Origin of the sequence: Clostridium oryzae, assembly GCF_002029235.1 — a bacterium.
Classification (GTDB): Bacteria; Bacillota; Clostridia; order Clostridiales; family Clostridiaceae; genus Clostridium_AE; species Clostridium_AE oryzae.
Genome location: NZ_MZGV01000001.1, coordinates 214,815 through 229,000, shown reverse-complemented (window position 1 = coordinate 229,000; position 14,186 = coordinate 214,815). Strand labels below are relative to the sequence as shown.

The 14,186-nt window shown below is 43.4% G+C and carries 16 protein-coding genes; all 16 read right to left on the bottom strand.

The features are described 5' to 3' along the window. Positions 1-2 precede the first annotated feature (2 nt). Positions 3-1,196 carry a phage major capsid protein gene (locus CLORY_RS00910; RefSeq protein WP_079421691.1) on the bottom strand — a complete coding sequence of 398 codons (1,194 nt, stop codon included), beginning with the start codon at positions 1,194-1,196 and terminating at the stop codon, positions 3-5. 19 nt (positions 1,197-1,215) lie between these two features. Continuing rightward, a complete protein-coding gene (locus CLORY_RS00905) occupies positions 1,216-1,905 on the bottom strand; it encodes a head maturation protease, ClpP-related (RefSeq protein WP_039236527.1) in 690 nt (229 codons plus the stop codon). Further along, the gene (locus CLORY_RS00900) at positions 1,906-3,150 is read right to left on the bottom strand and encodes a phage portal protein (protein ID WP_079421690.1); all 1,245 of its coding nucleotides are present in this window, start codon (positions 3,148-3,150) and stop codon (positions 1,906-1,908) included. 43 nt (positions 3,151-3,193) lie between these two features. Continuing rightward, a complete protein-coding gene (locus tag CLORY_RS00895; RefSeq protein WP_079421689.1) occupies positions 3,194-4,798 on the bottom strand; it encodes a terminase large subunit in 1,605 nt (534 codons plus the stop codon). 94 nt (positions 4,799-4,892) lie between these two features. Further along, positions 4,893-5,081: a DUF5049 domain-containing protein gene (locus CLORY_RS00890; protein WP_079421688.1), complete on the bottom strand. Its 189-nt coding sequence runs from the start codon at positions 5,079-5,081 to the stop codon at positions 4,893-4,895. A 23-nt stretch (positions 5,082-5,104) separates the two neighbouring features. Further along, positions 5,105-5,332: a DUF4314 domain-containing protein gene (locus tag CLORY_RS00885; RefSeq protein ID WP_055742201.1), complete on the bottom strand. Its 228-nt coding sequence runs from the start codon at positions 5,330-5,332 to the stop codon at positions 5,105-5,107. After that, positions 5,329-6,021, bottom strand: a complete 693-nt coding sequence (locus CLORY_RS00880; protein WP_079421687.1) for a virulence protein — start codon at positions 6,019-6,021, stop codon at positions 5,329-5,331. Before CLORY_RS00880 ends, CLORY_RS00885 begins: the two co-directional genes overlap by 4 nt. Positions 6,022-6,121: 100 nt before the next feature. Further along, the gene (locus tag CLORY_RS00875; protein ID WP_079421686.1) at positions 6,122-8,281 is read right to left on the bottom strand and encodes a DNA cytosine methyltransferase; all 2,160 of its coding nucleotides are present in this window, start codon (positions 8,279-8,281) and stop codon (positions 6,122-6,124) included. Further along, complete coding sequence (locus CLORY_RS00870; RefSeq protein ID WP_079421685.1) at positions 8,274-9,515, bottom strand: site-specific DNA-methyltransferase; 1,242 nt, start codon at positions 9,513-9,515, stop codon at positions 8,274-8,276. Before CLORY_RS00870 ends, CLORY_RS00875 begins: the two co-directional genes overlap by 8 nt. Next, on the bottom strand, positions 9,496-10,671 hold the full coding sequence (gene metK / locus CLORY_RS00865) for a methionine adenosyltransferase (protein ID WP_139375936.1): 1,176 nt from the start codon (positions 10,669-10,671) through the stop codon (positions 9,496-9,498). The genes CLORY_RS00870 and metK overlap by 20 nt, the downstream gene beginning before the upstream one ends. Positions 10,672-10,691: 20 nt before the next feature. Next, a complete protein-coding gene (locus CLORY_RS00860; protein WP_079421683.1) occupies positions 10,692-11,243 on the bottom strand; it encodes a P27 family phage terminase small subunit in 552 nt (183 codons plus the stop codon). 111 nt (positions 11,244-11,354) lie between these two features. After that, positions 11,355-11,714, bottom strand: coding sequence for an HNH endonuclease (locus CLORY_RS00855; protein WP_079421682.1), 360 nt, complete (start codon positions 11,712-11,714; stop codon positions 11,355-11,357). Positions 11,715-11,868: 154 nt separating this feature from the next. Further along, entirely contained in the window at positions 11,869-12,282 is a 414-nt protein-coding gene (locus tag CLORY_RS00850; RefSeq protein WP_079421681.1) for a DUF1492 domain-containing protein, read from the bottom strand. Next, positions 12,279-12,500 carry a hypothetical protein gene (locus CLORY_RS00845; RefSeq protein WP_015926212.1) on the bottom strand — a complete coding sequence of 74 codons (222 nt, stop codon included), beginning with the start codon at positions 12,498-12,500 and terminating at the stop codon, positions 12,279-12,281. The genes CLORY_RS00850 and CLORY_RS00845 overlap by 4 nt, the downstream gene beginning before the upstream one ends. After that, on the bottom strand, positions 12,497-13,858 hold the full coding sequence (locus CLORY_RS00840) for a DEAD/DEAH box helicase (RefSeq protein WP_242954282.1): 1,362 nt from the start codon (positions 13,856-13,858) through the stop codon (positions 12,497-12,499). The genes CLORY_RS00845 and CLORY_RS00840 overlap by 4 nt, the downstream gene beginning before the upstream one ends. Beyond that, on the bottom strand, positions 13,839-14,120 hold the full coding sequence (locus tag CLORY_RS00835) for a VRR-NUC domain-containing protein (RefSeq protein ID WP_061129976.1): 282 nt from the start codon (positions 14,118-14,120) through the stop codon (positions 13,839-13,841). Before CLORY_RS00835 ends, CLORY_RS00840 begins: the two co-directional genes overlap by 20 nt. Between the last annotated feature and the right edge of the window lie 66 nt (positions 14,121-14,186).

Here is a 14,186-nt window from a genome sequence, read left to right as displayed (position 1 = left end):
CGTTACGCTTTCTGTTGGAGTACCTTAACGGCCTCCGGCAAGATAAGCTTTCCATCAACTCGTTGAGTAGCAATAAATCCTACTTGACCTGTGACAGCAAAGAGTTCATTTAATCGTTTGAATACTCGTCCTTGACGGTCTGCCACCCAGTAATAACTAAAATCACCGAATACCACAGTCTTTGCACCTGCTTCAATAGTAGGTACATAGGATGAGGTGTACAGCGGACGGTTAAGAATAGTATCAGGTGTTCCCGCTTGGATGGAAGGTTGCCATAGGTACTGGCCATTACCGTCTTTTAATTTACGGATAGCTTTTATAGTGGCATCATTCATTACGAATGCTGCCTTATTACGATAAGGTGCTTTCAAGCTGTAGAATAAATCTAAAACCTCATCCAAAGTAATGGCAGTGGCACTTGCCGCAGTAACACCAACTTGACCGCCGCCTGTGGCATTTAAAATCCCTGTTGGCTTACCTGTTCCATCACCTACAAAGAAGGCTTCCTCCTCCTTGTTACCAATGCGACGGGCAAATTCTCTTGTGATGTAGCTTTCGAGATTAAACACGGAATCGTTTAGTAGCTCCTCAGAGACTTTAATCATTGTCGCTAGTTTATAGGCCCCGATGGATACTTGACCGAAGCTGTCATCACTTTCTGGGATAGCTCCTTCTTCATCTATCCAGCTTGCTGTACCTTTGCTTGCAACAACAGGAATCTTACGGTCACCAGAAGATGTAGTGATTACATTAGCCAATCTACGGAAAATATTTTCTTCCTCTAGAGCTTCTACTAGGGTACGTTCAAACTCATCTGGCACAAGGAATCCGCCTTCAGAATCAGTGCCAATCTTTAGAGCGTTTCTTACTTCATAGCTAACATTGTCACGCATTGCATTCCAGAAAGCTCTTTTGTATTCAGCACTTGCACGACCGGTCTTTTCCTCTCCAGTTCTAGTAGGTTCATTGGTAATTGGGTTACTGGTTGCTTTCGACAGTTCCAAGTCGATAGATGCTTGGCGTTCCAAACGTTCAATTTCCTTACCAAGAGCCACCACATCGGCTTCCATTTTTTCATAGGTTGTCGTGTCCTCGGCGGATAACAGTCCATCACCACCACGTTTTGTATCAAGGAATGCCTTTGCTGCGTCCCAAGCTTTAGCGCGTTTCTCACGCAATTCAAGAATTTTACTCATTGTTATTTCCTCCTTTAAATTAGTGCAAAATTAAAGAAAGCCGCTTATCCAGCGACTCGATGGGTGTACCTGTTTTCTGTTTTGGTTGTTTTGGTAGTTTACTAATAAGCGAGTTAGTAACCGCCATCCTGCTAAAGATAAGACTATCCGTCAAATCCGGTGTTTCACTTTCCATGAACATGATCTTGTCTGCAAAACCTAGTTCAATGGCTTTATTTGCATTCATCCATGATTCTGCATCCATCAGATGGGAGAGCTTTGTTCGGGAAAGGCCCGTCTTTAACTCATAGGCATTAATAATACTTTCCTTGACTTCATCTAATAGTGCTTTTGCTCGTAGCATTTCCTCACTGTCACCGATAGCAATAGTTGACGGGTTATGAATCATAAGCATGGAAACTGGGGACATATACACATCTCCACCTGCCATTGCAATAACCGATGCCGCACTTGCCGCAAGCCCATCAATCTTTACATTTACTTTTCCGGTATACTCCATCAGCATGTTATAAATCTGAGCTGCTGCAAACACATCACCACCAGGGGAATTAATCCACACCGTAATATCGCCGGTGCCTGCCAGCAATTCATCTTTAAAAATCTTAGGTGTAACCTCATCCCCCCACCACGTTTCTTCGGATATCACTCCATTTAAATAGAGGGTACGTTCTTCATCAGAATCTCGCACCCAGTTCCAAAACTTCCTCATTTACTGACCTCCTTCGGTTTTGGCAAACGCACCTGCGTCAGCCAGTTTTGTCATATTTCCGTTAACCAGATATAAATCGCCACCTTCCTCAGCTGGTATTCTGTTCATGTCCTCCAGTTCACGGATATCGTTGGCTGACATCCAGCCATTTTGACGACCTGTAGCGTAGCCATTCATACGACTTTGGTAATCACCACGAAGCAGACCGTCCAAATTGAACTTGATAAACAGTGAAGTTTTCTCAGAAGGCAAAATAAGCGATTGCTGGAGACTTTGTTCCCATCGCACCACCCACGGATCGAGGGTGTATTTTACAAACTCCAAAGACTGCTGCTCAATATTGGAGAAACTGGATTTCTCTAAATCTCCCACCATATGGGGCGGTACTCGGAAAATCCTCGCAATCTCATTAATTTGGAATTTCCGTGTTTCTAGGAATTGTGCCTGTTCAGGCGGGATACCAATGGCTTGGAACTTCATGCCCTCTTCCAACACAGCAATTTTGTGAGCATTGCCTGTGCCTTGGTAGGCACTATTCCAACTATCCTTGACCCTCTGTATATCTTTGATTACTCCTGGGTGTTCCAGCACACCTCCGGGATTAGCACCATTGGCAAAGAATGCCGCACCGTACTCTTCAGTAGCAAGCGACATACCAATTGCATTTTTCGCCATAGCGATTGGGCTATAGCCAATGAGTCCATCAAAACCTAAGCCAGGTATGTGTAGAACTTCATCTTTACGGAGTGTGACATAGCCACCTTTTGGGTTTAGGCCACTTTCATCAGTATCACGATAGTAGGTATAGACCAGCTCTCCGTTTGTTGCTCGACTAACTTCCATCTTGTTAGGAAGTAGGGGATAAAGAGCCACTGCCTGCCCACGACCGTTTCTGACCACCTGTGCATAGGCATTTCCCCAAAGTAAAAGATGACTCATCAGTGTTTCTCGAAACACGAATGAAGTCATCTCTGGATTTGGTTCATCATGAAGAAGGTAATACAGCGGGTGGAAAGGAATCTTTTCTTTACTTCCTTCAGAACGATATCTATATACATGAAGTGGCAGTCCGGCAATCGCTTCAGCTAGTATCCTTACGCAGGCATATACTGCTGTTGCCTGCATTGCAGTACGCTCATTCACTGTTTTGCCAGATGACGTACCACCAAATAGGAAGGAAAATGCACTGCCCACACGGTTTTGCGGTTTGTCTCTTGAACGAAACAGTCCTTTTATTAGATTCATAGGCATCACCTCCGAATATAAACATTGTGCTAACCACTAAGGTTTAAAAGATAATCAAACCTCGCTCGTCATACACCGAATCTCCACTATTACCTGAGCCACAGCGAATAGCACGATCAAGTGCCATGATAGTTGCTACCGCACCATCTATTTTTTCTGTACTTTTTTCTTTATCCGGCTTCACGTTGCCAGCCGGATCAGTTTTTATAAAGATGTTGTCCATCATCCAACGGAGCACTGGATGCCCACCGTGTGCTATTCTTTCTTCTAATGTCAATTTCATCAGTTCTTTGGTTGGTGGTGACATATCTTTAAAGCCTTGACCGAAAGGAACGACAGTAAAGCCTAATCCTTCAAGGTTCTGAACCATTTGTACAGCTCCCCAACGGTCAAACGCAATTTCTCGAATGTTATACTTTTCGTCCAGTTCTTCAATAAACCGCTCAATGTAGCCGTAATGCACTACATTGCCTTCTGTGGTTAGAATATACCCTTGCTTCTCCCAAAGATCGTATTGCACATGGTCTCTTCGGACTCGGAGGTCAATGTTGTCCTCCGGCATCCAAAAATACGGAAGAACAATGTATTTATCTGTTTCATCCTCTGGTGGGAATACCAACACAAAGGCTGTAATATCTGTTGTAGAAGATAAGTCAAGACCTCCATAACACACCCGCCCTTCAAGACTTTCTGGTATAACTGGAAATGCACAGGCATCCCATTTTGCCATTGGCATCCAACGGACAGACTGTTTAACCCACTGATTCAAGCGCAATTGCCGGAAGCTGTTCTCCTCAGCTGGGTTCTGCTTTGCACTCTCACAAGCAGCTCTCACCTTGTCAATCCCTACCGTAATTCCTAAGCTTGGATTTGCTTTCTTCCACACTTTTGGGTCTGTCCAATCATCCTCTTCTTTCGCCCCGTAGATTACAGGATAAAAAGTAGGGTCGTATTTTCTGCCCTCAATAATATCAACCGCTTTTTGGTGTGTTTCGTAGCAAATACTCTGGGTATCCGTCCCCGCAGTGGTGATAAGAAAATATAGCGGTTGGGTCCTCGCATCCCCAGATCCTTTCGTCATAACGTCAAATAATTTCCGGTTTGGCTGAGTATGAAGTTCATCAAAAACAACACCATGTATATTGAAGCCGTGTTTGGAGTAGGCTTCAGCCGACAATACCTGATAGAAGCTGTTGGTCGGCAGGTACACCAATCGCTTAGTTGAAGCAAGCAACTTTACTCGTTTATTCAGTGCCGGACACATCCGCACCATATCGGCTGCTACTTCAAATACAATTGATGCCTGCTGGCGATCGGCGGCACAACCATACACCTCCGCCCGTTCTTCACCATCTCCGCATGTAAGGAGAAGTGCGATTGCTGCGGCAAGCTCGCTTTTTCCCATCTTTTTAGGAATCTCTACATAAGCAGTGTTAAACTGCCGATATCCATCTGGCTTTAAAATTCCGAATAAATCGCGGATTATTTGCTCCTGCCAATCGATAAGTTCAAAAGGCTTACCTGCCCATAAACCTTTCGTATGGGAAAGTGCTTCGATAAAAGCTACAGCGTAATCAGCAGCATCGTTATCGTAATATGACCCATCAGCTATAAAGGCGGTCGGCTTATATTTCTTCAGTTTCCGCATAAACACAACACCGCCCCTTTTATGAAAAAGGACAAAAGAAAAGAGCCTCAATCCTATAGATGAAGCCCTTCTCCTTATCCTAGTTAAATTTTATTTATTTCTTTTCATCCACTTCCCCCGTCAGTATGAAATGAGCATATTCCATTTTATGGTCTATTAAATAGACTACCAATTCATAAAACCCTCGTTCATTCGCTTCATACTGGACACGGTTTGCATCAAACATATTTGTGACTCCACTTTCTCGGATGGAAAGGATTTGTTCTTTGATTATCTCATTCATTTATTACCTCCTCCGATTCATGTTTACTCTTCGATTCTCTTGCATAAATCCTCACCAAAGGCTACTCCAAGGGAACCACCCGAATCCCAACTGACATGAATCGTTCCTATGTCATCAACACTAGTAACCGTACCTTTAGATCCAGGCTGAAGTTTAGTATAAGGGTCGTTCATTTTAAGTAGCATCACACGTGTTCCTGGAGTGTAATAGCTTCTAAGTTGCTTTAGCATTTCTGGGTGAATGATATTCATTGTTCACTCACCTCCTGCTTGGCCGTTCCGCTTTTGAAAGCGGAGCTACCTGAAAGCTTGGAAAGGAGAATCTTTCGTTCCATCTTATATTCTGGTCCGATAAAACCAAGCCTTAGCAGGAAGCAACGGAAAGCATATTTTTCATTCTCTACTGATTTCTCGGTGGAGTTGACACGGGTCTGTTTTTTCGCCATTTCGCAAAGTGCCATGACAAAATGGGTGTATGCCTTAACCTCCTCTGAGGAGCACTCACCTTGAAACCAAGGGAATGCTACAAATTCCTCATTTACAATGATGGGAATGGAATCCGTATCAATTGCTTTCTTTATTAGAGTTGCTTTGCTCTCTACCAATCCTTTTAGGTTCTCGATTGCCGTGTCGGTAAAATCTGCCCGTGGCATTTGAATTATCAGATTGATAGATTCTTCCGTTTCATTTGCTTCTGCTTTCGGAGGTGGTGCGTCAAATTCTTCTGAAATTGCTTTGAAGTCGTGAAGTCCCAATAGATCATCGACCAGTTCCTTTTTATCTGGTCCGCTTAGAACTCCGTTTTTGTTAACATTGTAGTCTGCCACCTCATATGCAAATGTAGGTGCTCCGAGATATTTTACAGGGGCGTTTAGTTGTTGGCTGATTGCGTTAACCAGTGCTTTTCTTTTTGGTCCCGTAACATTATAGTTAATCTTCATTTTCATACCGCCTTTCTATTTTCGGTACGTACATATATCACTCTAAAAGCTGTTAATATCAAGTCATTTAGAGCATCTTTCTGTAGAAAATACGGTTCCATTAATCGGCGGTATTTTGTGTAGATAACACAATGCCAGTCAGCACAAAACAAACGCATGGAAGTGCTACGCCATTACCCCACATTTTATATTCAGCTGCATCGGAATGAGGATTGTTAAGCCATTTTATAATCTGATTTCTTGTTTTTGGCCTTTTGCTTTTACCTATAATTTTGCGGTGAGTTTCCCAAACCTCCGTCCAGAATGAAATTTCATCTTCTGTAGGATTTTCCGTACCAAGATCATCGCACCAATCATCGGGAAAACCTTGCAATCTTGCACATTCCGTTGGTGTAAGCCTTCGAACAATATAGTCCGGCTCAACCAATCCATTTTGATAGCCTGGATTGGTACCATTGATAATCGTATTTGATGTACCGTCCTGTCTGTAGCATTGACTTTCAGCTTTCATCTGAGGATAAAACGAAGCTGGGTGCGCCACTGCTCCAGGACCTTTTGCTGTGAGCGTAGGTTGCTGTTCTTCATCTACAGTAGGTTTATATAGAGCATTCCTTCCTTGATTAAAAGCCGCCCTATCAATACCGTAACAAGGCTGAGTCACAACAGGGGCATCCTTATAATCTCTCGACAATAGAGTAGGTGCTTTATCTTCTTCAACCTGTGCATAGGCTCCGGTAGTCATGGCATAGGCAACAGCATGACGATCAGCGGTATTAAGCGTAAAAGAAACATCTTCATCTATACCGCTTCCTTGGGGACCGTTTTTATCCTCTCTTCCAATCATCGAGCCTTGCAGAGCAACCACTGCAATACCACCTTGATTACATCCCGGATTTCCCCCATTGGCATCAATGGTCCGAGAAGTATCCGCTTCATATATACCGCTATGCGGATTGCTAGACTGCATGGAATTGCTTTTATCAGAACAGATGCCATATGCGGTGGGCACAAAAACGGTCTGATCATTATTGCATCCAAGAGTTGCAGACTTGTCATCCTGTATCAATGCACCCTTGCCACCGCCTTCACAGCCGGAGCGGATTTTTAACGTTTTAGGAGTGTTCATAACAAGGGGGACATTCCCTCCACCAGTTCCCATCCGAGAGGTAAGCGTCTGTACTTTATTATCCTCTGAGAGTTTTACACGGCTATCAGTTGGATAGTTTTCTATTACAACAGCTGTTTGATTATCTCCCATGCTTGCACGAAGTGATCCACTTAAATTTTCATCTGTATGACCACCAATACGTGAAACCGCACCTGGTTCAAAGGACATGACTGTACCTGGAACAACACCTGCTCTAAGGGTAGGGGAGCGTTCTTCCTCATATCCTACACTTCTACTCTTGGCACTGTGTTCGGTGCAAAATCCGCTTGACTGCATTACGCAAGGCTGATGGCCATGTTCCTCTGCTCGAAGTGTTGCTGTAATATCCTTCGAAACAGACATCACTCTTCCGCCTTGGTCATTTAGGCAAGTTATGCTATCGCCTGTTTTTCCAGTGCAGTTTTTAGCATTGTCGGCAGTTCTTTGCCACGGGCTGCCGCTCGGCGTAAAATTCCTTGGCATGCCTTCGGACTCAAATAGTATTTCTCCGGCACTTCTGTCTGCAAAATCTGCGACAAGGTAGATTCTACGACGACGTTGGGGGACTCCGAAATATTGCGCATCGATAGTTCGGTAAGCCACACTCCATCCGTCTCCCATATAGAAGTCTGCGTAAGGCCATCGTCCTTTTTCAGGTAAAGGCACCGAGGTGTTCGGCTCTTTGACGCTGATGACCGTTTCGAGGACTGCCCTGAAGTCCTCTCCTTTATTTGACGAGAATGCGCCGGGGACATTTTCCCAGACTGCGTATCTTGGATATTGTCCATTGGTCTTACACCTCATTTCCTTGATAATTCGGATTGCTTCATAAAAAAGGACGGATTGCTCTCCATCCAAACCAGCTCTTTTACCCGCCACACTCATATCCGTGCAGGGAGAGCCAAAAGTTATGATATCTACAGGCGGAAGCTCCGCACCATTCAATTTGTTTATATCCCCATAATGCTTCATCTGAGGGATGCGTTTAGTCGTAACCCGTATAGGAAACGGCTCAATTTCAGATGCCCATAACGGTTCGATGCCACAAAGCAAACTACCTAAAGGAAAACCACCACTGCCATCAAAGAGTGAACCGAGTGTCAATTTACTCATCCTCATTCACCTCCGGCAGGTCACAATATCTGAATTTCGATCCATCTCTTAAAAGAAACACACCATCAGAATTTCCCACTTGCTCAATATACCTTTTCACGATGACATCGCAGTACTTTTCATCCAGTTCAATGGTGTAACAAATTCTATCTGTCTGCTCACAGGCAATCAGTGTACTTCCTGAACCTCCAAAGGGATCAAGCACGATACAGTTACTAAGGCTCGAATTCATAATGGGGTATGCCACAAGTGCCACTGGTTTCATGGTTGGGTGGTCGCCGTTTTTCTTCGGTTTCTCAAACTCCCAGATGGTGGTCTGCTTACGGTCTGAATACCAGAGATGCTTGCCTTTCCTTTTCCATCCAAAGAGTACAGGTTCATGTTGCCACTGATAAGGAGAGCGACCGAGAACAAGGGACTGCTTTTTCCATATACAAGTACCAGAAAGATAAAATCCTGCATCGGAGAATGCTCTTCTAAAATTGAGTCCTTCCGTATCAGCATGGAATACATAAATAGAAGCGTCCTTTGCCATCGCTGCCTCGGTGTTTTGAAATGCCGCAAGCAGGAAATCATAGAACGCTTCATTCGCCATATTGTCATTTTTGATTTTTCCAGCAGTGCCTTCATAGTTGACGTTATATGGAGGGTCCGTAACTACCAGATTGGCAGCTTTCCCATCCATTAAGACATCAAAGGTGTCTTTCTTTGTACTGTCTCCGCAGACTAATCGATGCTGTCCGAGTATCCAAACATCCCCTAAATTCGAAACAGCGGGCTTTTTCAGCTCGCTGTCTACATCGAAATCATCTTCTTTTATATTATCCTTAAGGGAATCTTTGAAAAGATCCTCCAACTCTCCTGGGTCAAATCCTGTAAGAGAAACATCAAAATCAGAAGCATTTAGGTCTGTAATGAGAAGTGCCAATTTATCTTTATCCCAATCGCCACTTATTTTATTTAGTGCAATGTTTAGAGCCTTTTCCTTTTGCTCATCCATTTCGACAACTACGCATTCTATTTCATCCATGTCCATACTCAGCAGGACTTTCAAGCGTTGATGCCCTCCGATAACTTTGCCTGTGGTCTTATTCCATATAACGGGTTCTACATATCCAAACTCCTCAAGGGAGCGTTTAAGTTTCTCATATTCCGGATCACCCGGTTTTAAATCCTTCCTTGGGTTATATTCAGCGGGGATGAGTTGTTTCGTTTTAATCTTCTCTATCAACATACTTTTCCACCGCCTTTCTAAATTCACTGTATTTATTTACATCCTCCCACGGGAACAGACAACTATTAAAGTGACCATAAGCCGCTGTGTCAGAATAAACCACATTTCTAAGACGTAGTTTTTCAATGATGGCCGCAGGTCTTAAGTTGAAAGTCTCCTGAGCTGCAATAGTTAATATTTCATCAGAAACAGTTCCAGTGCCAAGGGTATTTACAGTAAAGGCTACTGGATTTGCCTTACCAATGGCATAGGAAATACTCACTTCACACTTCTTTGCATAACCACACCAAACAATATGCTTGGCAATATACCGAGCCATGTAAGCACCGCTTCGGTCAACTTTGGTTGGGTCTTTACCACAAAGAGCACCACCTCCATGAGATGAAAGCCCTCCATAGGTGTCGACCATGATTTTTCTTCCAGTCAAACCCGTGTCGGCAGCGGGTCCACCAAGAACAAACTGACCAGATGGATTGACGAGAAGTTCTGTTTCATCATCAAAAGGGAAATCCTCAAAGCATTGCCATAAGACATTGTTAAGAATATCCGCCTTAAGTTCTTCCTGTGTTTTATTCTTATCATGCTGCACAGAAATCACAATCGTCTTTATTCTCACTGGAGTGTCGTCCTCATATTCTACTGTTACCTGTGCTTTACCATCGGGAAGAATCCCTTTGATCAGCTTTCCTTTGCGACAATCATCCAGTCTCTTTACGATTCTGTGAGACAGTACAAGAGGGAGAGGAAGCATTTCTCTTGTTTCCTTTGTAGCATAACCATACATAGTTCCCTGGTCTCCGGCACCTATTGAACCGTACTGTTCATTTATTCCATTTCGTGCTTCTAGTGCGGTATTCACACCAGCCGCAATATCTACACTTTGATTATGTACATATACATAAATCAAAAATTTTAGAGGATTGTATCCCACATCTTTCAGTACAGTTTTTACAATGTCTCTAATGTTCACTTTCTCGCTGCAGGAGATCTCGCCCGCCACGATAATTTTTCCTTTAGTCGCCATAACCTCGCAAGCCACCCTTGATGCCCTATCTTTACGTAAGCAAGCTTCCAAAATGCTATCTGCTATGATGTCGCATAGTTTGTCAGGATGTCCAGCACATACACTTTCTGCTGTTAAATATCTTTTACTCATTACATCATATCTCCTCATCTTTATTTTCCTCTGCGGGCAGATAGCAGTCGCTCCATCACATCGTCCTGTGGGTTTAAACCAGAATACTCTGTAGCACAGTTCTCTCTAACGATTTGATATATCTCCATCCACAGCCTGTTTGTCTGACTCATAAAGTTCTGACTCATCGCTACATAAGGACTTTGAATAGCATTGCCGGTGGTTGGGTGCTTGGCTAGAAAGCCAAACTCAGTTACCGCTTCCTCACACTGTATCCATCTGGCCGCACTCATGGCATATCGCTCTAGAAGCTGTGGAAGTACCAAATGGGCACAGCCACGTTCCTCAAGCCATTTCCATGTAATTTCATAGATTTCACTCGCTACTAGGGTTTTTCCATCCTTTTGCACTGCGGAGAGCATGGCCATTGGCTTTGGCATTTCCTGCCCCTTCAGGTCAGCGGTATTTTGGAACTCAACGACTTCAAGCTTTCTCTTACCTGGATTTCCCTCTGCAATTTTGTCAGCAAGTGGTTTCTTCTTTTGACCGGAGCCTAAACGGGCGCCGCCACGATTTGTTCCATCTTTGGCCATTCACTCACCTCTTTTCGTTGATGGACCTATTACCCCGTTTGAAACCGCGTTTTTTCACGCGTTGCCCCACGCCCGTTACACAAATGAAAAGCTGTAGAGATTTGATTCCCCCTACCGGGTTCCCCAACGGTCTCCATCTCTTGCAGTGATTGCAGAGTGGCAAGGGGTACAAAGAGCCATCAGATTACTTCTATCGTGAGTCCCTCCTCTCGCAAGAGGAAGAATGTGATGGACTTCATTTGCTGGGGTCAACTTTCCTTGTCGTTTGCATTCCTCACAAAGAGGATGAGCTGCAATGTAGCGGTCACGTATCCTTTTCCAAGCACGACCATAACGCTTACGGGTTGCTGGGTCACGATCATACTTTTCATACCGTGCAGCTTCCTTCTTACCATGCTCTTCACAAAAGCGACTGTCAGTCAGCTCTGGGCAACCAGGGTAAGAGCACGGTCGCTTAGGTTTCTTTGGCATACTGCACCTCCTTTTGCCCATAGAAAAAGCCCTCGCAGGAGAAATGCTCCCGTGAAGGCTTCTGTTTATTAATATTCCATACTACCATTATATAACTTTCACTACGGACAAACAGTGTCATCGTATGCCAAACTGTGCCACGGTGTGCCAACTTTTATTTTGGAACCTTTAGATGTTGCAAAGCGGATGAATGGAGTCTGTGCACGGTTCTCATGGAAACATTAAGATTGACACAGATTTCTTCCCAGTTAAGAAAGTTAATGTATCGGTAGCGAAGAAGCAGCTTCTCATCCACGTTTTCCATCTGGTTAATCGCTTCACGGATATCTGATTTCAGCTTTACTAATCGTTCAACCTCTTGTTGTATCTGTTGCTCCAAATCTATTATTCTAATCACATATTTTTCAAAGGGTGGGTCAGTACACTTAGTTCTACTGACTTTCTCCTCAAGAACGGGGGATGAAACACTTCTTGACAAATCCCTTAAGTTTTGTAACTCTTCAAGGTCGGAATTAATCAATTCATTCAGACGATAAGCCTGTTTTAAGAATTCCTTAGCTGTCATCATCGCACCACCTCCTCTTGTAGCTGTTGGATTAACATGTCAGGGTTTAAAGAAGTGAGGACATTGAACAATCCAGAATGAAAGAAGCACTCTACCTCACGTTTCGTATATAAAGCAGAATCATTGCGAGGGTGCTTTGCTAATCTTTTCAGTGCAAAACGATAATCCTTGACCGCCTGTAGAATAATGGCATTTGCAAGTTTCTCAAAAGCATCCATCATACAACTTCCCTCGCTTTCCCAAGATTTGCTTTGACTGCATTGATAAGATCGGATTGTGTCTTTTCCTTTCGTTTCAAGGCCCTCATCACATCTTCATCAATCGTACCTTTAGTAATAATGTGATGAATAACCACTGTCTCATTTTGACCTTGTCTCCAAAGTCTCGCATTGGTTTGCTGATAGAGTTCAAGACTCCAAGTAAGTCCAAACCAGATAAGCGTTGAACCACCATTTTGTAAGTTAAGGCCGTGTCCCGCTGATGCAGGATGGATAACCGCTACAGAAATATCGCCGTTGTTCCAATCCTTGATATCCTTGGAAGTCTTAATTTCTCTGACATTGAATTTTGCCTTAATACGCTCTAAATCGTGGTTATACCAATAGGCAATAAGCACAGGTTTGCCGTTTGCACCTTCAATTAAATCCTCAAGAGCATCTAGCTTGCGGTTGTGAATAATATGGGGATTTTTATCATCACCATAGATCGCACCGTTTGCCATTTGCAGGAGTTTCCCTGAAAGGACGGCCGCATTCATGGCATCTATTTCTTCATCAGCAAATTCAAGAACCATCTCTTCACGAAAGCGATCATATACGGATTGTTCTTTGTTATTTAGATACACAGGCACTTCATTAATCATGCATTCTGGCATTTTCAGAAAATCCACTGATTTCATGGAAATGGTGATATCCGAAATGAGCTGATATATGGCATCTTCAGCACCTGGCAATGGTTTATATGAAAATACGATTTGCTGATTACGTTTATCCGGTGTAAAGAAGGAATTGCGGTAGTGAGTTATGTACCTGCCGAGTCTTTTACCCATGTCAAGAATACGAAACTCTGCCCACAAATCCATTAACCCATTACTGGAAGGTGTCCCCGTAAGACCCACGATCCGTTTTGCCCTCGGCCTTACTTTTAGTAAACTTTTAAATCTTTTTGCACCATAAGACTTAAAAGATGACAGCTCATCGATTACCACCATGTCATAATCAAAAGGAATGCCACTTTTATTTACTAACCAGTCAATATTTTCTCTGTTTATAAGATAGACACTTGCAGGTTTTCTAAGAGCTGCCAATCGCTCCTGTTCTGTTCCGATGGCTATTGAAAACTCCAGTCCTTTTAAATGTTCCCACTTATTTATCTCAGCTGGCCAAGTATCCCTCGCTACCCGAAGTGGAGCAATGACCAGAACCTTTCCAATTTCAAAACGATCAAGACATAAGTCAAATATAGCCGTTAGAGTAATGACGCTTTTGCCAAGACCCATTTCTAAAAACACCGCAGCGATGGGATGCTCAAGTATGAAGTTCGTTGCATAGGTCTGATATTTATGAGGATTGTATTTCACCAAGTATCCCTCCAATCTGCTTAACATCATCAATGACATAGCAGGTAAAGCCTAACTTCTGTAATTGCTTTATTCTTCTAATCTGTAACAGGCGAGGTTTCTTTCCGGGAGCCTTTAATTCCACAAAAGCCATCTTCCCATAAGGTAAAAGCACAAGGCGGTCTGGCATCCCATCTAAACCTGGACTAACAAACTTCGCCGCAATGCCTCCCATCTTTTTTACCTCCGCTACCAGTTTCTTTTCTATATATTTTTCAAGCATAAATACCTCCCATATAAAAAGGCTTCGGAACAAGAAAACAACTTTAACCCAATTTTCCTATACGCG